The organism is Cysteiniphilum sp. GTC20157 (assembly GCF_055396795.1).
Map to the genome: position 1 here is coordinate 1,590,452 of NZ_AP044698.1, position 23,745 is coordinate 1,614,196.

Sequence of the window (23,745 nt, forward strand, 5' to 3'; positions counted from 1 at the left end):
ATACCTTTCCACTATTTAAAATAAAACCACTTAGAATAAATAAAATCTAAATTATTATAAGTTGGATCATAGCCACCAATGCGTGGTTTAACTAAGTTAGTGTATGTCGCATTATAAATTGGAATAGTCAAATAGGCATTCATTGCCGTAGTTAAAGCACTTTTCATGTAATGATTATAGTCTTTATGATTTATAGCATGAGTCGCTGCTTGATAATCTTTATTGATTGATGGGATACAAGAGCCTCCACTATTAGATGGTGCATTACAGGTCAATGCGTAAACAAATTCATTTACCGCATTAATACTTGCATTACTGCCCATTCTCGCGATATCAAAGTTGCCTTTATTTACCTCCTCAATATAGACTTTCCATTCATCATTATGCAACTTGACATCAATACTATCTTTAAATGCCTGCTGCCACATTTGCATGACAGAAAGTGCTATTTGCTTATTATATTCGCTGGTGTTATAGCTCAACTCAAAATGCAACGGATGTTTTGCGCTAAATCCTGCTGCCATCAATAATTTTTTAGCTTCAACAATTCGTTTTGACATCGACCAATTAACCCAAGCATAAGATGGAAGTGTCTTATACAGTTCTTTAAACGCACCATGCTGTATACTATCAGGTGCTACACCATAAGCAGGTGTTCTACCCATACCGACCAACTGATCTGTAATCAGATGGCGATCGATAACCATATTTAATGCTTTTCGTACACGGATATCTTGAAACGCTGGTTTTTTCATATTAATCCAGTAATAAACAACCGCTAAATAAGGTACGTTATAAACTTGATCTGTAAACTGTGATTTTAACTTTGATAATTTGACACCTGACGGCGTATCTGTAAAGTCAACAGAACCGGCTCGATAATGGTTATAACCGTCTAAAGCATTTGTCGGCAAAAATTTGATAAATGGAATTCTCACATTTTTCTCATCCCAATAGTAAGGATTTTTCTCTTCCAATAAGTAGCCATTCACCACCCATTTTTTAAGCATATACGCCCCATTGCCGACAATATGCCCAGGTTGTATCCATTGATTCCCCCATTTTTTAATGGCTGGTTGATATAATGGAAACATGATCGGTACAGCAAGACTTTGTAAGAAAGTGGGTGATGGAACCTCTAGCGTAATCTGCAACGTATCCTTTGAAAGGGCTTTAATGGCTAAATCTTTTGTTGGTAATTGCCCATTAATAACCTGCTTACCATTTTTAATTGGCAAAAAGAATACGTTCTGCGGAGAGGCTTGTGCTGGATCTGCATTTCTTCTAAATGCATAAACAAAGTCTTCTGCGGTTACCGGCTCTCCGTTTGACCATTTCGCATTTTTACGTAAGTGGAATGTATATACAAGCCCATCACTTGAGATATCCCATGAATTTGCGACACCTGGTACAATTTGATTGCTTTGATTCAAATTAACTAATCCCTCAAATAAATCTGCGATGACTCTATACGAAACATCATCAGCACCCACTGAACTTCCTGGGTCAAGGGTTGGGATACTTGTATCATTTGAAATAACCATGGTATTTTCTGGTGTTGACTTTAAAGGTTTAGCATCTTTTGTTGCCTTTTTATGATCAGCAGCTTTATTCGTACATCCTGCAATTAAAATGATTAACGCCACTATAAAATATTTTTTTGCCATTGAATTAATCTCCTTATAAAAAAGATATTGTTAATCTATCTATCCGATACTTATGGTAAAGCATTACACTTTACTTAACATTCAAAAATCATTGAGATAAATAAAAATGTAAAGCTACACCTATCGTAAATGATTTTGCTGTATTTGATTGCAAAGTAGTTTATGGAAATTTTGTGATGAGTATGTATGCACACTAAAATAGGGCGTATGCAATACGCCCCTACAGAAGATTTTATTAACTCTCTTTATTTGTTTTAAAGTACAACCATTTCGATTGAATCATATTCATATGATCATTTTGTGCAGTAAATCCAGCGACGCGTTTGCTCATTAAGTGATTATACGAGTAATTATAAAGTGGCAGAATAATATAATCATTCATCGCCGCTTTTATCGCTTTGGTCATATATGGGATTTCAGCCTGCTCATCTTTTTGACTCACTGCCTTTCTGAAGTTTTCAGTAACTTCCTGATTACAGGATTGACCATAGTTATTACCACTGCCACATGTAATCAACTCGACCCAGTCACTGGCATCATTATAATCCGCCTTCCAATCCAAAAGACCAATATCGAATTGATGCTTTTCCATGGTTTGTAAAAAGACTTTCCACTCTTGATTTTCCAGTGATACATCGATGAGATTACCAAAGGCTTGTTGCCACATGCCAACTACAGCAAGCACAAGTGATTTTTTCCACGGTAATGTGTCATATGTCAGTGTAAATTTAAGCGGATGCTCTGCCGAATAACCTGCTTTTTCAAGCAATGCTTTGGCTTCTTGTTGGCGTGTTTGCATATCTTGATTTGCCCAATGATAACTTGGCATGGTTTTATAAAGGTCTTTATATAAACCACCCTGAACACCATCTGGTAATACACTATACGATGGCGTCTCGCCTTTTTTCGTTACACTCTCAACCAGTGCTTTACGATCAACAACGATAGTCAATGCCTTACGCACATCAACTTTAGCAAAATCAGGATTTTTAAAATTAAACCAAAAATACTCATTACCAAGCATCGTATTATGCTGTAACTGATTACCGTATTTCTTAGCATAATATTCTATATTTTGACCATTAGGTACATCCCAAGTCATATCTAAATTACCCGATTGAAACTTTGCATATTCAGTTGATAATTCAACAATTGGCAAATATTTAACCTTTTCAATCGCTACATCTTTTTTATCCCAATAATAAGGGTTTTTAACTGCAAGCAAATGACCATTTGGAATCCATTCTTTAAGCATATAGGCACCATTAGTGACCATTTTACCTGGTTGCGCCCATGATTTACCATACTTTTGGATTTCCGCTTTGTGTAATGGATAAGTAGATGTTAATAGCATTAATTGTAAGAAATAAGGCTGTGGATGTGACAAGCTAATTTGCAAGGTATAGTCATCCAAAGCTTTCACACCCAAACTTGTAAAATCTTTTGACTTGCCATTAATAATATCTGGTGTGCCAACAATTGCCTCAAACATTGTATTAAATACATTAGGTGTTTCTGGATTTAAATTACGTCTAAATGCATAGACAAAATTCTCAGCAGTCACTGGATCACCATTTGACCACTTAGCATCATGACGCAAATGAAATGTGTAGGTTTTACCATCTGCTGAGATATCCCAAGACTTAGCGACACCAGGAATAATTTCATCCTTTTGGTTAAGCATAACCAAGCCTTCATACAGATCATTAACAACACGCATTGAACTGACATCCGACAAGATCCCTGGATCAAGTGTTGGTACCGCAGCACCAACACCAACCGTTAACACTTGATCTTTTTGTGCTACTTGCTGTTGTGTTGCCGTTGTTGCTTGTCCACTATCGTCTTTTGCTGTCTGTGATTTTGAGCATGCACTCATCGTCACAGCCATAGCACCTAGCGACATGCATAGCAGTAGTTTTTTGATTTTCATATTTTCCTCCCTCATGATTGGTTGTTGTTTAGTCTATAAAAACCTCTTTATTATCTTTCCTGTTTTACTTATTTTACTTATTTTATTAATAAGTCAATCGCCTTTTACTTTTTAAAATACATCCACTTTGAATACACATGATCCATATGATTATTCTCTGGATCATAACCACCAATATATGGTTTCACTAAACGGAAATACGTGTAATTATATATTGGTAAAGCGTAATAACCTGCCATCGCAATCTCAATCGCCTTTTCCATGTGTGAATCAAACTGTGCTTGCGTTGGCGCATACATACCCAGATTGTATTCTTTATCGAGTGCTTTGTTACAGAATCCGGCATTATTATTAGGACTATTACATAAAAACATATCAACAAAATTGCTCGCTGCATTAAAATCAGCAATCCATGCAAAGCGTCCAATTTGATAATTTTGCTGCTGCAAAGTTTGTAGATAAACCTTCCACTCCTCATTCTGCATTTTAACATTCACCATATCACCAAAAGCCTGCTTCCACATTTGCGTAATCGCTTCAGCAATCTTCTGATGTGTTGGCAATGTGTTATAGCTAATCGTTAAATCCAATGGATTTGTAGCAGAATATCCGGCTTTTTCTAATAAGCTTTTGGCGATTTGATCGCGTTCTGCCATTGGTTTATTGACCCAACTATAGCTTGGAACATCTTTATAGACATTATCATAAATACCACCTTGGATACCTTGTGGCACAATACTATACAAAGGTGTTTGCCCCATCTTCAAAATAGCATCAATAATTGCCTTGCGATTGACTGTCATTGTTAGCGCTTTGCGTACTTCCAGTTTATCAACGCCTTTGGCATTGGTATTAAACCAATAATAATATGCACCTAGTTGTGTCACATCAACAAATTGTGAGCCAAACTGCTTACGATATTTCTTAGCACTCAAACCATCGGGCAATGTCCAAGTAATATCGATCTGTCCTGCTTTATAGCGATTAAGCTCATCCGTTGGATTATTAATTGGTAAATAACGTACCTTGTCAATTTTAACCTTATTAGCATCCCAGTAATAAGTATTTTTAACTGCTAAGATATGTCCATTGGGAATCCATTCTTTAAGCTTATAAGCACCATTACTAATCATTTTACCTGCTTGTGCCCAACCTTTTGGATCCTCTTTAACCAGTGGAGGATAGACAGGGTAAGCCACTGAATTTGCTAAAATTGCTGGAAAATATGCTAAGGGGTGCGCCAAGGTAATTTGAAGTGTCGTATTATCTAATGCTTTAACAGCTAAAGTATCAGCCTTTGCTTTGCCATCCATAATAGCTTGTGCACCTTTGATCACATTAAGCATTGTGTTATTAGGTGCCGCGGTTTTGGGTGTTACCGCACGTCGCAATGAAAACACAAAATCTTCGGCAGTGACTGGTTTGCCATTTGACCATTTAGCATTATCACGTAAATGAAAGGTGTATACGCTACCATCTTTAGATATATCCCATGATTTGGCTACACCTGGAATCGCTTTATTTGACTGATCCTCAGTAGTTAATCCTTCAAAAAGATCATCCACAACACGCCCTGAAGTCGTATCATTGACAAGTTGCGGATCTAACGTTGGCACCCCAGTGCCCACCCCAACAATCAAGGTATCTTTGCCTTTTGGTGTGCTATCTGAATGTGTTGATTGTGTGTTACTGCCCCCACAACCTGACAATGTAGCCAGTGCCAATGTTAAACCCAATACTAATACCTTCTTTGATCCCTTCATATCGCCTCTTGCACTCCTTATTTTGTTTTAGATTCTTAAGCTTTACTGTTTAACGTGTAATTTTATACATGCCGCTTTGCGTTCATCTGATAAAGCATATAACTGCGGTTTATCTTTAGCACACGCTTCATCCGCCAGTGGACAACGTGTGCGAAATACACAACCTGATGGTGGATTAATAGGTGATGGCAAGTCTCCCTCCAAAATTTGGATTTTTTTCTCACGCTCAAGCACAGGATCTGGTAATGGCACCGCTGATAATAGCGCTTTAGTATAAGGATGTGTCGGATGATCACATAAAGCCTTTGACTCGCCAACTTCCATTAAGTTACCTAAATACATCACCATAATACGATCTGAAATATGTTTAACCACACTTAAGTTATGTGCAATAAATAAAATCGTCAATCCTAGTGTTTGTTGCAATTCTTTTAATAGATTCACTACTTGCGCTTGAATCGATACATCTAGAGCACTAACGGGCTCATCACATACCAAAATCGATGGCTTTAAAATCAGCGCGCGCGCAATTCCCACACGCTGACACTGCCCCCCTGAGAATTGATGAGGATAACGATTAATATGCTTTGGTGATAAGCCAACCATGCGCATCATCTCTTCAACACGCCTACGCCGCTCCTCTTTTGATAGTTTTGGTTCATGCACTTTTAGCGGTTCAGCGATGATATTACCAATGGTAATGCGTGGATTAAGGGAGGCAAATGGATCCTGAAAGATCATTTGAATCTCTTTTCTAACAGGCTGCCATGATTTTTTATGTTTTAATGCCGTTAAGTCTTTGCCTGCCCAGACTACTTTGCCTTCTGTTGCATTAACCAACCCAACCACCGCACGAATTAGTGTTGACTTACCACAACCTGACTCGCCGACGATGCCTAATGTTTCACCTTTTGCGACATCAAATGACACACCATCAACTGCTTTGACAAAGCGTGTTTCTTGCCATGGCCATGATTTTTTTAATGGAAAATGAACTTTTAGATTTTCTATATTTAAAACGGTTTGATTATTAAGCATGGTTCATTGCCTCCATTTGTTGCTTGGCATAAAAGCATGCGACTAAATGGCTATTATCTTTTGCATTTTTTACATAATTCTCAAGCTTTGGTTTATGCATCAAACAGTTTTGTAATGCAAAATCACAGCGAGGTTGGAAGGCGCATCCTTGTGGCAAATTAGACAAATCAGGCGGCTCTCCGGGAATTGCTTGCAAGCGTGAACTTGGGATATCAACTCGTGGTGTAGCTGCCATCAACCCCTTGGTATACGGATGATGATTATGCTTAAACAAATCATCAATATTTGCCGACTCCACAGGTGATCCACCATACATTACCATTACACGATCACAAGCTCCAGCAACAACACCAATATCATGAGTAATTAAGATTGTTGCCATATGAAACTCATTTTGCAGCTCTTTTAATAGCGTTAAGATCTGCGCTTGCACCGTCACATCTAATGCCGTTGTCGGCTCATCGGCAATCAAGAGCTTTGGACGGCACATCAACGCCATCGCAATCATCACCCGTTGACGCATACCACCTGAGAATTCATGCGGGTAGAGCTTTACACGATTCTTGGCATCTGGAATATGGACTGCATCAAGCATCTCTATGGCTTTTTTAGCTGCTTCAGATTTTGAGCAATTGCGATGAATCATCAATGTCTCAGATAATTGCTTTTCAACGGTAATATAAGGATTCAGTGAGGTCATTGGATCTTGGAAAATCATTGATATTTGATCACCACGGATCTTATTTAATGCGTTTGTTGGCATTCCAACCAACTCATTATCATTAAATTTAGCAGAACCAGAAATTACCGCATTGGAGGCTGATAAACCCATTAATGCTAATACGGTTTGGCTTTTACCTGAACCTGACTCGCCAACAATTCCTAATGTTTCGCCTTGATCTAAACTAAAGTTAATTTTATTAACCGCACTAACCAATCCATCATTGGTTTTAAATTTTACTTCTAAGTCTTTTACTTCTAATAGTGACATATTTCTCTCCTAGCGATGCTCACGCGGATCAAGCGCATCTCGTAAACCATTACCGACGAAATTAAAGCATAATAAAGTAACCGTTAAGAAAATCGATGGAATCACCAATACCCACCAATAATTAAAGGCAATCACTTGCACACCATCGCTAATCAGCCCACCCCAGTCAGTCATTGGTGGTTGTACACCTAGACCTAAGAAGCTTAAAAATGCAGCTGTCATAATCACAACTGGCACGGTTAACGTAATATACACCGCAATAATACCAATAAGGTTTCTAATAATATGACGGGTGATAATCACGCTTTCACTGACACCACAAACATAAGCTGCTTCAATAAACTCTTTGCTTTTTAAACCTAGCGTCTGCCCACGCACAACACGCGCCATATCAAGCCAACTGACCGCGCCAATGGCAATAAAAACTAATACAAAGTTTCTACCAAATAAGGTCACCAATAAAATAGCAAAAAACATAAAAGGTAAGCCATAAAGCACATCGACAATACGCATGAGAATGTTATCGATTTTGCCGCCAAAAAAACCAGCCGCTGCACCTACTAAGGTACCGATAATCACACTGACTAGTGTTGCCACCAAACCGATCTCAAGCGTCACGCGCCCACCAACCATCACTCGCGTAAAGACATCACGCCCTAAACTGTCCGTGCCAAACCAGTGACTGGCACTAGGTGCTTGATAGACTTCCAGTAAGTTTTGATAAGCATAGGTATACGGTGAAAACCATGGTAATACGATAACTGCTAAAACAATTAGTAGCAATATCACTAGGCTGATCATTGCAATTTTATTTTTCTTAAAACGCATCCAAGCATCATAGTATAAACTACGACCTTTAAAGGCTTGCTCATGTGAAGTATTGGCAACCTCTTCTAAAAAGTTTGCATTCTTCTTTTTTTGTTCAATTGTAAAACTCTTTGCCATTTTTCACCTCTCTCTAATAACGAATTTTTGGATCTAAAAAGGCATAAACAATATCAACGACCAAGTTAAATAATATCACCAATAAACTATAGATAATCGTTAATGCTAAGACTAAATTATAATCGCGGTTTGTTGCCCCTTGCACCACTTGTACACCAATACCTGGAATGGTAAATACGGTTTCAACAACAACCGACCCTGTTAAAATACCAGCAACTGCCGGACCTAAGAATGACACCACAGGCATTAATGACGGCTTTAAAGCATGTTTCCAGACAATACGTGGCATCGAAAGCCCTTTGGCTTTTGCTGTACGAATAAATGGCGAGCTTAATATTTCAATCAAACTACTTCTCGTGATTTGGGTGATAATCGCAATATAAGGAATCGCCAAGACAATCACTGGTAGAACCAAGTCATTCCAACTACCCCAGCCACCTGCTGGGAACAAGCCTAGAACCACCGCAAAAATAAGCACCGCTAAGGGAGCTGTCACCACAATTGGGGTTGAGATAAACAGCATCGCAATGACACCGATGATATGATCAACAAAACCAACCTTTGTATTACGCGTTAGTGCCGAAAAAATACCAAAAATAATGCCAAAAATACTTGCCAAAATAATACTAAATATACCCAACTGCACCGAAACCCAAAAACCGCCTTGCCCACCATCAGGAAAAACCAGCTGATTAATTGATTGCCCTTGGTATTTATAGGAATAGCCTAAATTACCATGTAATAAATCATTAATATAATAGAAAAACTGCTTCCACAATGGCAGATCTAAGTGATACATATGATGCAACTGCTTTAAAACCTCAGGTGGCAATGCACGTTCTGTTGCAAATGGATCGCCTGGGGTCATATGCACCATCAAAAAACTAATAAGCACCACCACAAACAATGTAGGAATAGCACCACCTAAGCGTCGAATAATATAACCAAACATTATCTCTCCCTTGTTGTTTTAACGTATCTTTCAGATAAATAAACGCGTATTTCCTATGAAGCTATCGTATGTATTTTAAATACCAAATACAATAGCGTCATAGTGTTTTATATACTTATGACTGATACTTAAATGATAGCCACTTGTCATATACTTGATCCAAGTGGTTTACTTGCATGTGGTAACCTTGAATGTAAGGCTTCACCAAGTGCACAACTGAATTACTATACAAAGGAATAAGTGGGTAATCTTCCATGGCAATATTGAGTGCTTTTGTATAGTAAGGCTTAGCGGCTTCTGATGATAGTTGTTTTTGTCCTTGCGCAATCAATTGGTCATAGGCTGGATTACAATATCCAGGATTATCTTGCGCATTATTACAAGTCCACATATCGGCAAAATTATCAATTGCATTAAAATCTGCAACCCAACCATCTCTGGCAACACCATTATATGCATGTGCTTGACGCGTCTTTAAAAATACTTTAAATTCAGAGTTTTCAAGTGATGATTCAACACCCAGTGTCTTATTCCACATTTGAGCAACTGCCTGCATCACCTTTTTATGAACTTCATCCGTATTATATTGTATTGAAATTTTTAAAGGATGGTCTTTGGAGTAACCCGCTTCAGCATATAGTTTTTGGGCTAATTGAATACGCTTATTCATCGGCCAGTCTCGCCATTCATAACCAACATTTTGATAAATACCATTCTCGATGCTACTTGGGAAAAAACTATATAGCGGCGTATCTCCTTCCTTTGTCACATATTTGACTATGTCTTTTCTATTAATAACAAGACTTAGTGCTTTTCTTAACTTCACATTATCCTTAAATGGTGGTTGAGTTAAGTTAAAATCAATATACTCCATATCTAACCACTGAGTAGACTTTAATTGATCTTTGTATTTTTCTTTTATGGCATTGAGATTTCCTGTTGGAACATACATCACATAGTCAGCTCGTCCAGACTCGTAAGCGCTGTAAGCAGACATACGATCAACAATTGGCAAAAACTCTACATTCTTAATGTGCACACTTTTTGCATCCCAGTAATATGGGTTTTTCGTAACCGTCACATGCCCATTTGGCACCCATTCTTTAAGATGATATGCACCGTTTGAAATATAGGCGCAATCACCACTGCCTTTTGTAAAGAACTTACTGCCACATTTTTCAACGCCCGATTTATAGACTGGGAATGAAATAGGATCTGCCATAATACTTAGAAAATAATATACTGGATGATCCAACGTAATTTGTATTTTATATTTATCTAATACTTTTACACCCAAGCTTGATATCGGCTTCTTACCATCCATAATTGCTTGTGCGTTTTGAATCGGAGCGAGCTTATACGCCATTTCTGAAGCTGTTTTTGGATTAACTGCACGTTGGAACGCATATAAGAAATCACTAGCTGTTACTGGCTCACCATTTGACCACTTGGCATCTTTACGCAAATCAAACGTATATACCAATCCATCTTTAGATACTGTATATGACTTTGCGACACCAGGAACAGGCTCATTCTTTTGGTTTTGAGACATTAGACCCTCACCGATATCTCCCAAGATTTGACCTGCTACATTTGTTTGAGCACGTGCAGGATCTAAAGAATCTGGTTCTGAGCCATTTGCTCTAACCAATGTATCTTTCCCCTTAGGTGCAAATTGGTCTGCTGCTTGACTCGACTGATGCTTATTGTTGCCACAGCCTGCAATAAAAAATGCAGATAACAATAATGCAGGCATTAACTTGAGCTTTTTCATATATCCTCCCCAGGAATTAAATTTTTACTTAGCCTCTGGGTTAAGTTATAATTTTTAATAGAAAATGTCACGCAAAATTTAAAACTAAAATGTAAAATTATTACTCAAGCCTGCAACAAGATCAAAACACGGCCTAACATTCACTTATGTGGCTACTTTAGGCATTATCATTACCATACACAATATGATAGTTTTTAACAAAAACAATTAAAAGCCCAAGCAAACATGAACTAGCAAACCCCATCGACCAAGCGATGTTAATGGTCATAAACACTCCACCTAAAACACCAGACACCCCCCAACCAAATCCTTTGGCAAGCGTGTATAAAAAACCTGAAATAAACCCTTGATAGCGGATCTCAACCGCATTACTGAATCCAACAACCAGTAACGAGAAAACGACCATATCGCCAAATGCCATAAGAAAACTCACAACATAGACCATCAACTGATGATCAGTTGGGTATAGTGCTAAAAACATTGCCCCTAACGCACCAACAAGCATTGCCAAAATAGCGGCAATAAATAACTTCCGATAGCTTAAAAAGCGTTGCAAGATTGGTAAGAGAATTAAAGCAGATAACATCAACGATAAGCCAATAAAACTCACCAATAAGCCAATTTGTGTGACACTGAAGCCAAGCTTAAGCTTAGCAATCGGCTGAATAAACTGAAAATACATCCCCCAAGCGAGCTGATCTAGTAACAAAAGTGCGATCAAAATAGCAATTTTTTTCTGCTTTAGTAATCGCCATACTGTCTGCATGAAGGGCATATTGTTCTGCGCTTTTTGTTGCTGATAATATTTTTCAGGTTGATAACAACACCAAATAATAAATATCAAAACAATGGATATTATTGCGATCACATAATATGGTGATATAAAGCTGCCACTTTGTGCCATAATCATACTACCGACAAAGGGTCCGATAACAAAGGCAAGACCAGTAAAAAATTGCAATAATCCTACCCACAACAACTTACGCTTATCGTTATGTGCTGCACTTGAAATACTGGCAATCACGACTGGAAACATACCATAAAGCAACTGCCCTAAAACATAACCCATGATAAATAAAATGATCATATGCAAATAGGCTGAAAATAGCGCACTAACACCCGTAACTAAAACTGCCAGTATTGATATTAGCGCAACCTTTTTGCGCCCAATATAATCAGAAACAATACCCCACAGGACATTGGCAACAATCCCTGCAATTTGTCCGGCTAGCAAAAACACACCGTAATAAATCCCTGCTTGCTGTTGTGAGGTAATATTCAACCAAAAGGGAGATTTTTCATCAAAAAATAACTGCACATAACTGGGATTAATCAGCGCAAATAATACTTCTGTTGAGAATATTAACAAATAGGCTTGTAAGAAAAAATGATAGGATATGTTTTCAGATGATTGAGATACCTGTCGCATCGGATCAAGTTCCTTGGTCTTCATAATAAAAAGATGCTATTTAACCTCGTCTTTCCACTATAGTCAATACCACATAATCTAAACTTTAGGCTTGTGCTTTTTAGCTTAGCGTTTTACCATGTCACTTCTTAGACTGATTATTTTTATCAAGACAAAATGAGCGATAATAATACACCCCCTCTGCGCACCATCAAAAGCTTTGTAAAACGTGCCGGCAGGACAACCGTGCGCCAACAGCGCGCATTAGACAATTACGTCCACCTCTATCAAATTCCTTATACAGCTGAGGAGACTAATTTTGATATATACTATAAAACGCCTCAACCGCTGGTCATTGAAATTGGCTTTGGCATGGGTAATAGCTTAGTAACAATGGCAAAAAACGCACCAGAGCTTAATTTTCTCGGTATTGAAGTACATGAACCGGGTGTTGGCAATATCTTAGATCATATCCATGAAAACGCATTAGATAACCTGCGCGTAATGCAACATGATGCCGTTGAAGTTTTTAAACACATGATTAAAGATAACACGTTACAAGGTGTACAAATATTTTTCCCTGATCCATGGCATAAAAAGCGTCATCATAAACGTCGTTTGGTTAATCCTGAGTTTATTGATTTAATTCTACAAAAGCTAAAACCCACAGGATTTATTCATTTTGCCACGGATTGGCAGAATTATGCTGACGAAGTGCTCGAGTTATTTACCAAGCATTGTCAACTTGAAAACCCGCACAATGGTTTTGCACCACGTCCTGAGCATCGACCGTTGACCAAATTTGAAGCACGCGGTCAGCGGCTAAAGCATGGCGTATGGGATATTATCGTTTACAAACGATAACGCTTAAAAAGTATTTGTGAAATAGCTATATTTCGCTATAAACCCTAGTATTCACCACTTTTTTTGCATATAGTTTGATCTATTGAAAAAATAGAGCTTATCGAAAATATGAAAAAATTACATCCTTTACAGCTTATCTTCTTAATCGCCGTTGCAGTACTGCTGTTGCCGCTTTTTCTTTTCTTAGGTGTATGCTTTGTTATTTATGGCTTAATTGTTAAAAAACGCATTAAGGATATGCTTAACAAAGCCGGACAAAATTCAAATGAAGAATTGAATAACAATGCCAGCAGTTATACAAATACAACTACTGGACGTGTCATTGATCATGAATAAGTGAACGAATTATTTTAGCGGTGATTCATCTTCAGCTTCAAGCATGTTGTATTGCTCGAGCTTCTTACGAAAAGTGCCTCGATTAAGCCCAAGAATGCGCGCAGAACGGCTTTGATTGCCACCCGTGAAGTCCATCGTTGCCTCAATCATTGGGCATTCGGTTTCTTCCATAATTAATTCATACACATCATCAGGGTTTAAGCCTTCTTGTGAGACCATTTTGTAGTAATGTTGTACGCGTTTACGTACAACCTCACGTAGTGGAAATGTCTCTGCAGATTGTTCATCCGGTTTCAATTTATAATGCATTGTTGCAGCCATAATCGTTTCCCCCTATATTGAAACTTTGTTCATTAGCTGTTGGTTAATATCCAACAAGAGATTAATTGATTTAATATCTAATAACAATAGCGTCACAGCCAAAAAATGTTATTTTGCCGCGAAAAAATGCTTTAGGGATGGAGGAATTGAAAAGTATACTGCAGCAGAAAGTACAAAGTCTAGAGAACGGAATATCGAACAATCAATAAGCTCAAAAACAAATTATATTTTAATTACCTTCCTCACCTGCAAGAGCATAGGTACTAGCAGATGCAACTTATTTATGCATTAATGGCACTACCTTAAGAAGTAGCCTGTAAATATAGGCTTTGCAACGAACTTAAATCTACCATCCCTGACAAAATAGATTGCCACGCATCCATGCTCGCAATGACACCCTATGACTTGTCATCCGTAAGGCAAGATGGCGTGAGGATCCAGTGCGAAGCTGCCATGGATGGTTAGTGTTCCTGCCAAAGGGAGTGCCATTAATTTATGCATCATTACTCAACCTAACGCACCATGGCATTGCTTGTATTTTTTACCTGAACCACAAGGGCATGGATCGTTGCGCTTTACTTTAGGCATGTCACGCACAAATGGTTGATGTGCTTGCTGTGCACTTTGCGCATTTTCCTCATCAGTTATCGATGAAGAGCTACCCGCTAACACATCCTCATGTTGGGCTTCAATATTTTTAATTGAATTTTTCCACTCTTCTTCCATGCGTTGCGCTTCTTCTGGCGCTTGGATTCTGATCTTAGCAAGATTAGATATCACTTCATATTTGAAGTTATCGAGCATACTAGAGAAAAGTTCAAAAGACTCTTTTTTGTATTCATTCTTAGGATCTTTTTGCGCATAGCCTCTTAGATTAATACTATTACGCAAGTGATCCATTGCATTTAAGTGCTCACGCCAATGTGTATCTAACGCCTGCATTAGACTGATTTTTTCAAATTGACGAATAGATTGCGCTTCAAGGTTTTCTGTCTTTTGTTGATATTCTTCAACAATGGCTTTGATCACTAGCTCTTTTAATGTTTCATCATGCAGATGATCATCTTCAGCAACTAACTTGCGTAAGCTAAGTGCAATAGAGAAATCGCCTAGTAACGCTTTTTCCAAACCTTCTAAATCCCACTGCTCTTCCATTGAACCAGCTGGCACATGATCATGAAATAGCTTTTCAGCAACGTCATAACGCATATTGGCAATGATTTCAGAAACATCGTCTTTACCAAGTAACTCTTCACGTTGCTTATAAATAACCAAGCGCTGTTCATTAGCAACATTATCATATTCAAGAAGATTTTTGCGAATATCAAAGTGATATTGCTCTACTTTAGACTGTGCTTTAGCAATAAAGCGTGTCATCATGCCAAATTGAATAGACTCACCACCTGATAACGCTTTTTTCATGCGATTAGCCAAGCTTTCAGAAGCAAAAATACGCAATAAATTATCATCCATTGACAAATAAAAACGACTTTCACCTGGATCGCCTTGACGTCCTGCACGACCTCTTAACTGGTTGTCAACGCGGCGTGAATCATGACGCTCTGAGCCCAAAATACACAAACCACCCGCTTCAATGACTTGTTTATTGCGTGCTTTCCACGCAGTTTTGATTTCATTAATTTGTGCTTCCGTTGGCGCTTCAATCTCAGCAATTTCTGCTTCCCAGTTACCTCCTAAGATAATATCCGTACCACGACCTGCCATATTCGTTGCAATCGTAACATTTCCAGGATAACCCGCTTGCGCGATAATGGCTGCTTCTCTGGCATGCTGCTTAGCATTTAACACATCATGTTTGATCTTTTTCTTACGCAGAAGTGTTGATAAGATTTCAGAAGTTTCAATGGATGCCGTACCGACAAGTATCGGCTGTCCTTTTTCAACACGCTCTTTAATATCATCAACGATAGCCATAAACTTATCTTTCTGATCACCAAAAATGCGATCATGATGATCTTGACGTTGCGGTGGACGATTCGTTGGGATAACCACCACCTCTAGACCATAAATTTCGTGAAATTCAAAGGCTTCAGTATCCGCAGTACCTGTCATTCCTGACATCTTATTATAAAGTTTGAAGAAATTCTGGAACGTAATTGATGCTAGTGTTTGGTTTTCACCTTGAATTTTAACGCCTTCTTTAGCCTCAATCGCTTGATGTAGTCCATCTGACCAACGGCGCCCTTCCATCGCACGCCCTGTGTTTTCATCAATAATAATCACTTCCTGATCGCGAATGATATAATCAACATTTTTCTGGTATAAACTATGGGCTCGTAAACAGGCATTTAAATAATGCATTTTGGTTACATGCTGTGGCGAATAGAGATTATCCCCTTCATTTAATACGCCTTTTTCAATCAAAGCTGCCTCAATCTTGGTGTGCCCTTGATCGGTTAAATAGGCTTGTTTTGATTTTTCATCTAAATAATAATCACCATCGGTCGCCTCTTCATTTTCCTGTTTGATTAAGCTTGGTACCAACCCATTAAACAATAAATACATATCAGAGCTATCTTCTGATGCGCCTGAGATAATCAATGGCGTTCGCGCTTCATCGATCAAGATAGAGTCAACCTCATCAATCACCACAAAGTTACGACTACGTTGAACCTGCTCTTCTTTACTAAACGCCATATTATCGCGTAGATAGTCAAAACCAAACTCATTATTTGTACCATACGTAATATCACAAGCATATGCCTCACGACGTTGATCAGGTGACAAATTAGCAACAATCACACCCGTAGTTAGTCCTAAGAAGCCATAAATTTGTCCCATCAATTCAGCATCACGTGAAGCTAGATAATCATTGACGGTAATGACGTGCACACCTTTACCGGTTAATGCATTTAAATACACGGGCAACGTTGCGACCAACGTTTTACCTTCACCCGTACGCATCTCAGCAATTTTACCTGAATGCAACACCATTCCACCAATAAGCTGCACATCATAATGACGCATACCTTTCACGCGTTTTGCCGCTTCTCTTACAACGGCAAAGGCCTCTGGCAATAATTGCTCAAGACTATCGCCTTTAGCTAGCCTTTCTTTAAATTCAAGGGTTTTAGCTTTAAGCTCGTCATCAGATAATTTCTCAATGTCTGGCTCTAAGGCATTGATCTTATTGACTGTTCTTTGCATCTTTTTAATCAAGCGGTCATTTCGACTGCCAAATAATTTTTTAATAATCATTGATATCCTAGATAAGGCTTTTCCACATAACTGGTTTTGGATTATACTGCAACTTATACCATAACAAAAGCCAAGTGCATCAAAATGATCCGTAAGAATAGCACATCTGTCACTGATCTTTTAAGCAGCAGAAAAAACAAAAAAGGTTCGCTGTTGCATACCATTAAACAACAACATGAACTGGTGAAAACAACCGAGCAAAAATTACTGCATTTTGATATTCCCTATTTCAACCATACGAAAGTTTGTTTTTACAATGGCGAAAAGCTGGTGTTAAAAACTGAGATTCCTGAATTGATCGCTAAATTTCGCGAATTGAAAAAACAGCTTATTGCCCTATTAAACACCAGTGAGTACTTTAAAGACTTAAATACGTTAGAATTAGTGCTTGTATTTGAGCCCAAGAAAAAGACAACCTCACCTGAAGCACATATGCCTAATAGTGCACAAAATGCATTTAAAAACTTGGCAAAAACGCTAGAAGATGGTCAAATCAAACATGCGATAAACAATCTTCTTAAAAAACATCACCATGAATAAAACACACTATAACACTCTCTTTTTTGACTTGGATGGCACACTCATTAATAGTCTCAGTGACATTACCTATGCACTTAATAAAATGCGTGCACACTTTGCACTGGAACCCATTTGCAATCAAACAACCGCAAACATTATTGGTAAAGGTTTTCCAACAACAACCAAAAAAGTGTTATCACTTGATTTAACCCCTGACAAAGTAGCTGCTTATGCTAATGATGCGCTAAAGCTCACATTAGATCATTATGAAGAAGCCATGGGGCAGCACACACATATCTATCCTGGTGTTATTGACGCATTAACCCATTTTAAGAATCATAAGATTAAAATGGCCGTAGTGACGAACAAGGAAGAAGCGCATGCCATTAAAACACTAGAGCATTTAGGTTTAGATCAATACTTTGATTGTGTTGTTGGCGGTGATACTACGCCATTTTACAAGCCAAGCCCTGCCCCTTTAGAATATGCGGCTAGAATGCTAAATGCTGATATAACAACAAGTCTTATGATTGGTGATTCCGCCAATGATGCTTATTGTGCTAAAGCCTATAAAATGCCCTACATTCTTATAAGTCACGGCTATGCCAATGGTGTGGACTTACACAGCTTAAATGCTATTGCGGTGATCGAGCATTTTGATGAATTAAAAGATTACATTATCGGCTAAGACTAAATGCTTACCCACAAGTGCTCACCGTACCCTGAGCGTAAGTCGAAGGGTAGCTTGGGAAAATCATACTTCATAAAGGCTTCGACTTACGCTCAGCCAACGCTTACACAATCAAAGTGGGCAGGAATATGGTCATAGCCACATTATCTGAAATAAAAAAGGCTGCACAAGGCAGCCTTAGACATCAGAGTATGCTGAGATTATAACATACTATAATGCGCTAATTTCTTACGGAAAGTACCACGATTAATACCTAGAATTTTTGCAGCACGGCTTTGATTACCACCGGTATATTCCATTGTTGCTTCAATCAAAGGCAACTCAACTTCAGCCATCACTAATTCATAAACATTTTGCGGCTTAGTACCTTGTGAAACCATATTCTTATAATATGTTGCAATCACTTCTTTGATATGATCACGCAATGGTAAATCTTGTTGATGAGCATCTTGTTTATGCGCATCGCCATAGTGCATAGTTGCAGGCATAATATTTTCCTCTTTATCTTGATTTCTTAATATTTTTGTTACTTGTTATTAAACAGGAACTCCCCACCAAATCATGTTTTGAGCACTGTTTTTTATTGATCTTGCCAATCAACTGTGTATTATAAGGACAGCCTAATTTAAAAGCAAGCATAATACTTGCTCAATAACTTGGTTAAACGCTCAAAATAGTAATTAATAACTTTAAAGAACGATATTCATGACAGATACACCATTTAGAAAAACACTCTCACTAAAACGCAAAAAGCCAACTGAGACAAACTCTCAGCACGAACCAAACCGCAAACCAAATAATAAACACAATAACACCAAGACTAATAACACGCATGGGCGAAGCAACAATACATCACAACACAATCATCGCCCCAACAAACCAAAACGCCATTTCCAAGAGCAAGAAGTAAGCTTTAGCACACAAAATCAAGATCAAAACAACACACCTGACCATGTTGCACTCCTTGCTAAAAATGATCCATTATTACAAGGGTTGCAGAAAAAGCGCGATGGTTTACTTGAGCAAATTAAAGTTCTTGAACAGCGCTTGGTATTCATCTCTAGCGAGCCATTACAAGCGGCTTGTAATGATCTCAAAAAGGAAGATACTGCGATTTTGTGCCAGATCAATGACTACCTGATCAACAAGCAATAATGCGAACTTAGGCAATAACAATATTCCAACCCACTTTGATTCCATTAACACAGGCTAGATCGGGTCAGCGGATAATTAAAACTCAACTTCTTTTTGATTCATTACTTTGCTTGAACTGGATCAATGCACTTTGCGCTTGATATGCCAAATGATCAAAAGATCGCAGATTATTTATAATTTCCTTTTCAATATCGGTGGTGAAACGTTTATTCTCACATGCTTGATCTAGAGAAAACTGGCGCGACACATCGTACCTGAGCAACTGATTCAAATCATTACATATCGTCTCAAAAACTGTCTCATTTTGAGCGATAAACCCAGACATCTCTCTTTCATTATATTCTGCTAAATAATGCAAGCTAATCAAATGCACACGCATCTTAAAAACAGGCTCAAGGCAAGCATCCATTAACCGTTGTTGATTGAATCTTAACTTTGATTTATTAAGCTCTGCTGCTTGTTTTAAGCTCAGGAGGCTATTATTAAAGTTTGTGGCATATTCAACGGATATATTTCTAAACTGTTGCTCAGAAAATGATTGATACATTAACGTAAAATGTTTGGCATAGGCTTCTAAGATATCCTCTAAATCTTTTAAAATAGCATGCGCAATCATCTTCCGTGGTCTAAAAAAAACTTCTGCGACAAAACAAATCGCACAAGCGGCAAAGGTATCCATTAATCGCGCCAACATAAAGGTTGCGGGCGACATACCTTTGGTATACATCACTGAATAAAGCAGCATAACCGCAATCGTCACAAACATGGCCGAATAGGTATAATTGATCATTGAAAAATAAAGCACAAAAATTGCCAGCAATGGCAAAAAGACAATCCAAGTGACATGCGCCATAATTATTTCAACTAAAATAAAGCCAAATAAAAGCCCAACAATCGTACCAATTAAGCGCATCTTGATACGGTTATTAACAAGACCAGGTTCAAAAGGCATATAAATAATCATCAAAGTCATTGCGATCCAATAACCGCGTTCTATATCGTAAATCAACCATATGGCAACAGCAACTGTTAACATAACACTGATTCTGACGGCACGATAAATGCTTAGACGATCCATGATACTAAGCATATTTTTTCCTTAACGCTTTGACTTTTGTATAAAGCATATTTAACATCTGCAAACGCGCATCTGCGCGCTCACTTGCTTTCTTTAATTGCAGATTTTCTTCAAGTAACTGTAAACGAGACGCTCGATTTTCAAGTGCTTTCGCTTTGATTGTTAAATCCTCTTGCCCTAATAAATTATCAATTTTAAGACATGCTTCGTAAAATGGCAGACTCACCGCATGGTTATTAATAATGTAAACATAAATCATTACAATCTGATATGCCACATCAACATATTCGTCAATGATTTGAGTAAACTCAGCATTAAAATGCTTGTGGTGCTTGGCTCTTTGTTGACGTAGATAATACAAATGTCGATACATACAATATAAGTTATCACGATAACCTTTTTCATCCGTGCTACTTAACATACACCTTAATGCATAGATATACTCAGTCATGGCAATCAATACCTTTGCCTTAAAACGTCGTGGTTGCGTCACAGCAACAGCGACTGAGAACAGCATACAGATAATAATCGCCACGCTATAATTAACAAACATCTGAATATTATTAATTGGCGCCATCATGGTTGGATCATCAATTAAATGAATAAATATAGGCAAAAAAAGCACACTCATACCAAGGTATAAGCGCAAATTCATATCTTTAAGTGTCAGCAAATAATAACTTAAAGAAAATATAAGTACCAAAAAAATAGTCCAGCCCTTTGAGCTTGCTACAGCAAAAACACATGCAAAGCAAAGCCAAAATCCAAAACTCATCATCACAGATGCCTTTACTTGCCCCCAACGTGACTGACCAAGAGGGAAAGCACTCATAAAAATAAGCATCACCGAGATTAATAAGAAAATAAGAAAGTCCGGCCACTGAAAAATCATATAAGAAATCAATAACGTGCAGAATGCAACTAAGGTAACAATAACATGGTAAGCAATATCTAAATAAGGGTCTTGTGACAGTGTATAACTATCGCGATATTTACGTTTATTTTGCCGATTCAATCGTAACATACGCGCTTGCTCCGACATGCAATGGAAAATTTGGATCTGGATTATCTATTTTAATCATCACCGGAAAACGCTGTGGCAAGAGTAACCATTGATTCTCTTGAGGCACCGATTGCAAAAGATCTGCTGAGTCGACAGCCCGCCTGCCGACTGCCCAATTCGTATCAGCAACTTCTCCTTGATAAATCTTATCCCCTAGGTACATCCGTAAACGGATAGTAGCCTTATCCCCCTTTTTAACATCAGCCAAATCGGTTTCTTTAAAATTAGCCTGCACCCACCATTGACTAGTATCAATAAATGAAAATAAACGCTGATAGGCATGCACTAATGTTCCTTTAGCTAAGAACAAATTGCTAACAATGCCATTTTCAACAGCATAAACTTTCGTTGCTGCCAACTGGGACTTTGCAACATCAACTGCTAATTGTGCTTGCTGTACTTTAATTTGTGCCGCTTTAACCTTTGTTTTTAACAACTGAAGCTCACTGGCATTTTGTTGCAATAAATCTTTTTGCATGTAATTTGCTAATCGCTCCTTTGCTGCTAGATAAGCGACTTCTAAAGCCCGCAGGTTCAAATTGGCCTCTTGTCGTTTTATCTCATAAGGCTTAGGGTCTAAGGAAAATAATATCGTCCCCTTTTGCACCATTTGATTGTTACTGACATAGACATCTTGCACTTTGCCTGAAACTTCCGTTGCAACCGGTTGAACATTTGCAACAACATAAGCGTTGTCAGTCGATGTTGAGCATGTCACCCAAAAATAACCAACATAAGCAATAATCAGTAGAATAACAATACTAATAACCACTTTGCTGCGTTTGAGTAAATTAAATAATGCTGGCATTTTTTACACGAAACTCCTTTTATATACACCACTCACAAACCAATTGTAGGCAATCGCTACTTTTTCGCCACTTTTTAACAAGCAACTTGAGTATATTTTTTATTGCCTTTTGAAGCAAAGTAAATCCCTATAATTAATACTACACTCCACAAGATAAAGGACTCCTGCACATGCGTGATATTAAACACCACACTGAAAATGCCTGCCCAAAACACAAAGCTTGCATTAAATGTTGTCCCAAGGCTCGCCCCTATGCGTTTGATTGCATGATAATAAGCAAGATATGAGCTTGCAGCAGATAATACACAGCCGATAATCAATAGTGGTAAAAACAAATGACTCATCACTGTCCACGTTTGCTGATAATCAAAAATAAGCAATACCGCAAGAATCAGTAAATAACTTAATGCCGAGACACTTTGACGCACTGCCAAAAGCCATGACACATCTTGTGTTGATGATTTCTGCGCAATCGAGAATAAAATCGATTCAGCACCCCAGCCCAACATCGCACAACTGGCAAAAATCAACCCGATTAAAATATTGGGTGCGCCTGAACGCACTCCGGCAATCGAGATAAACATCACCGCAATCACTGACAAGATAATACCAATCACCTTTATCCTTGTTGGCTTTTCTCGCAATAAAGTCATCGCTAATAATAACGCAACAACTGGATAACATGAGGTAACAACGCCGGCGTAGACAGGTCCAGCGTAAGCAATGCCCATAATACCGGCAACCATTCCCAAGGGACCCGCACAAACAGCAGCAATAATTAATGGCCAAAAATTCTTATGTGTGGTTTTAGCCATGTTTTTTTTAAAACTGCCACGCATCGTGTGATAACCATATATCCCGATACAAGAAAAACTATCTTGCATCAAGGATAAAATTAGCGCAAACACCAATACTGCAAAGGTTGTGGAGCTAAATAGAGCTTGCTCGGAGTAAACGTTAGTCAATACATCGTTTAAGCCCCATAACATGCCTGAAATAATACCAATAATAATACCCAAACTTCCCCCTTTTATTACTTTAGCTTTATTTACAATAACTCATATTGGCTATAACCATATTCCCGCCCACTTTGATTGTGTAAGCGTTGGCTGAGCGTAAGTCGAAGCCTCTATGAAGCATGATTTACCAAGCTTAGCCACTTCGAATGATCTCAGTGCTTCGCTTCGACTTACGCTCAAGGTACGGTGAGCACTTGCGGG

General features: G+C 38.2%; 21 protein-coding genes. 5 read left to right on the forward strand and 16 right to left on the reverse strand.

The features are described 5' to 3' along the window. Window positions 1-11: 11 nt before the first annotated feature. The 9 genes from ACZ5V8_RS07180 to ACZ5V8_RS07220 form a co-directional block, all read right to left on the reverse strand. A complete protein-coding gene (locus ACZ5V8_RS07180) occupies window positions 12-1,667 on the reverse strand; it encodes a peptide ABC transporter substrate-binding protein (RefSeq protein ID WP_464217248.1) in 1,656 nt (551 codons plus the stop codon). A gap of 235 nt (window positions 1,668-1,902) precedes the next feature. Further along, window positions 1,903-3,600, reverse strand: a complete 1,698-nt coding sequence (locus ACZ5V8_RS07185) for a peptide ABC transporter substrate-binding protein (RefSeq protein WP_464217249.1) — start codon at window positions 3,598-3,600, stop codon at window positions 1,903-1,905. A 104-nt stretch (window positions 3,601-3,704) separates the two neighbouring features. Beyond that, window positions 3,705-5,363, reverse strand: a complete 1,659-nt coding sequence (locus ACZ5V8_RS07190; protein WP_464217250.1) for a peptide ABC transporter substrate-binding protein — start codon at window positions 5,361-5,363, stop codon at window positions 3,705-3,707. Window positions 5,364-5,405: 42 nt separating this feature from the next. After that, window positions 5,406-6,401, reverse strand: coding sequence for a murein tripeptide/oligopeptide ABC transporter ATP binding protein OppF (gene oppF, locus ACZ5V8_RS07195; RefSeq protein ID WP_464217251.1), 996 nt, complete (start codon window positions 6,399-6,401; stop codon window positions 5,406-5,408). After that, window positions 6,394-7,392, reverse strand: coding sequence for an ABC transporter ATP-binding protein (locus ACZ5V8_RS07200; protein WP_464217252.1), 999 nt, complete (start codon window positions 7,390-7,392; stop codon window positions 6,394-6,396). The genes oppF and ACZ5V8_RS07200 overlap by 8 nt, the downstream gene beginning before the upstream one ends. A gap of 9 nt (window positions 7,393-7,401) precedes the next feature. Then, complete coding sequence (locus ACZ5V8_RS07205) at window positions 7,402-8,337, reverse strand: ABC transporter permease (RefSeq protein WP_464217253.1); 936 nt, start codon at window positions 8,335-8,337, stop codon at window positions 7,402-7,404. Between the two features lie 13 nt (window positions 8,338-8,350). Beyond that, entirely contained in the window at window positions 8,351-9,289 is a 939-nt protein-coding gene (locus ACZ5V8_RS07210) for an ABC transporter permease (protein WP_464217254.1), read from the reverse strand. A gap of 115 nt (window positions 9,290-9,404) precedes the next feature. Then, window positions 9,405-11,063 (reverse strand): peptide ABC transporter substrate-binding protein, encoded by a 1,659-nt coding sequence (locus ACZ5V8_RS07215; RefSeq protein ID WP_464217255.1) that lies wholly within the window; start codon window positions 11,061-11,063, stop codon window positions 9,405-9,407. Window positions 11,064-11,220: 157 nt separating this feature from the next. Further along, complete coding sequence (locus tag ACZ5V8_RS07220; RefSeq protein ID WP_464217256.1) at window positions 11,221-12,492, reverse strand: MFS transporter; 1,272 nt, start codon at window positions 12,490-12,492, stop codon at window positions 11,221-11,223. Between the two features lie 156 nt (window positions 12,493-12,648). Between ACZ5V8_RS07220 and trmB the strand changes: the two genes are divergently transcribed. Both trmB and ACZ5V8_RS07230 read left to right on the forward strand, forming a co-directional pair. After that, complete coding sequence (trmB, locus tag ACZ5V8_RS07225; protein WP_464217257.1) at window positions 12,649-13,335, forward strand: tRNA (guanosine(46)-N7)-methyltransferase TrmB; 687 nt, start codon at window positions 12,649-12,651, stop codon at window positions 13,333-13,335. A 108-nt stretch (window positions 13,336-13,443) separates the two neighbouring features. Beyond that, window positions 13,444-13,671: a hypothetical protein gene (locus ACZ5V8_RS07230; protein ID WP_440617650.1), complete on the forward strand. Its 228-nt coding sequence runs from the start codon at window positions 13,444-13,446 to the stop codon at window positions 13,669-13,671. A 9-nt stretch (window positions 13,672-13,680) separates the two neighbouring features. Here the strand turns inward: ACZ5V8_RS07230 and ACZ5V8_RS07235 are convergent, their stop codons facing one another. Then, window positions 13,681-13,992: a helix-turn-helix domain-containing protein gene (locus ACZ5V8_RS07235; RefSeq protein ID WP_117003696.1), complete on the reverse strand. Its 312-nt coding sequence runs from the start codon at window positions 13,990-13,992 to the stop codon at window positions 13,681-13,683. A 507-nt stretch (window positions 13,993-14,499) separates the two neighbouring features. Next, window positions 14,500-17,211 (reverse strand): preprotein translocase subunit SecA, encoded by a 2,712-nt coding sequence (secA, locus tag ACZ5V8_RS07240; protein ID WP_464217258.1) that lies wholly within the window; start codon window positions 17,209-17,211, stop codon window positions 14,500-14,502. An 84-nt stretch (window positions 17,212-17,295) separates the two neighbouring features. On the opposite strand from secA, the gene ACZ5V8_RS07245 reads away from it, so the two are divergent. Together ACZ5V8_RS07245 and ACZ5V8_RS07250 are read left to right on the forward strand one after the other, a co-directional pair. Further along, entirely contained in the window at window positions 17,296-17,751 is a 456-nt protein-coding gene (locus ACZ5V8_RS07245) for a hypothetical protein (RefSeq protein ID WP_464217259.1), read from the forward strand. Beyond that, window positions 17,744-18,418, forward strand: a complete 675-nt coding sequence (locus tag ACZ5V8_RS07250; RefSeq protein WP_464217260.1) for an HAD-IA family hydrolase — start codon at window positions 17,744-17,746, stop codon at window positions 18,416-18,418. The genes ACZ5V8_RS07245 and ACZ5V8_RS07250 overlap by 8 nt, the downstream gene beginning before the upstream one ends. 203 nt (window positions 18,419-18,621) lie before the next feature. Here the strand turns inward: ACZ5V8_RS07250 and ACZ5V8_RS07255 are convergent, their stop codons facing one another. Continuing rightward, a complete protein-coding gene (locus ACZ5V8_RS07255; RefSeq protein ID WP_440617654.1) occupies window positions 18,622-18,909 on the reverse strand; it encodes a helix-turn-helix domain-containing protein in 288 nt (95 codons plus the stop codon). A 217-nt stretch (window positions 18,910-19,126) separates the two neighbouring features. Here ACZ5V8_RS07255 and ACZ5V8_RS07260 point away from each other — a divergent pair, with 217 nt between their 5' ends. Continuing rightward, window positions 19,127-19,576 carry a hypothetical protein gene (locus ACZ5V8_RS07260; RefSeq protein ID WP_440617655.1) on the forward strand — a complete coding sequence of 150 codons (450 nt, stop codon included), beginning with the start codon at window positions 19,127-19,129 and terminating at the stop codon, window positions 19,574-19,576. A gap of 82 nt (window positions 19,577-19,658) precedes the next feature. Here ACZ5V8_RS07260 and ACZ5V8_RS07265 read toward each other — a convergent pair whose 3' ends face one another. From ACZ5V8_RS07265 to ACZ5V8_RS07280, 4 genes are all read right to left on the reverse strand, one after another. Then, window positions 19,659-20,666 (reverse strand): FUSC family protein, encoded by a 1,008-nt coding sequence (locus ACZ5V8_RS07265; RefSeq protein WP_464217261.1) that lies wholly within the window; start codon window positions 20,664-20,666, stop codon window positions 19,659-19,661. After that, window positions 20,659-21,678 (reverse strand): hypothetical protein, encoded by a 1,020-nt coding sequence (locus ACZ5V8_RS07270; protein WP_464217262.1) that lies wholly within the window; start codon window positions 21,676-21,678, stop codon window positions 20,659-20,661. Before ACZ5V8_RS07270 ends, ACZ5V8_RS07265 begins: the two co-directional genes overlap by 8 nt. Further along, window positions 21,653-22,525 carry an HlyD family secretion protein gene (locus ACZ5V8_RS07275; RefSeq protein WP_464217263.1) on the reverse strand — a complete coding sequence of 291 codons (873 nt, stop codon included), beginning with the start codon at window positions 22,523-22,525 and terminating at the stop codon, window positions 21,653-21,655. Before ACZ5V8_RS07275 ends, ACZ5V8_RS07270 begins: the two co-directional genes overlap by 26 nt. A 74-nt stretch (window positions 22,526-22,599) precedes the next feature. Then, window positions 22,600-23,544: a DMT family transporter gene (locus ACZ5V8_RS07280; protein WP_464217264.1), complete on the reverse strand. Its 945-nt coding sequence runs from the start codon at window positions 23,542-23,544 to the stop codon at window positions 22,600-22,602. Between the last annotated feature and the right edge of the window lie 201 nt (window positions 23,545-23,745).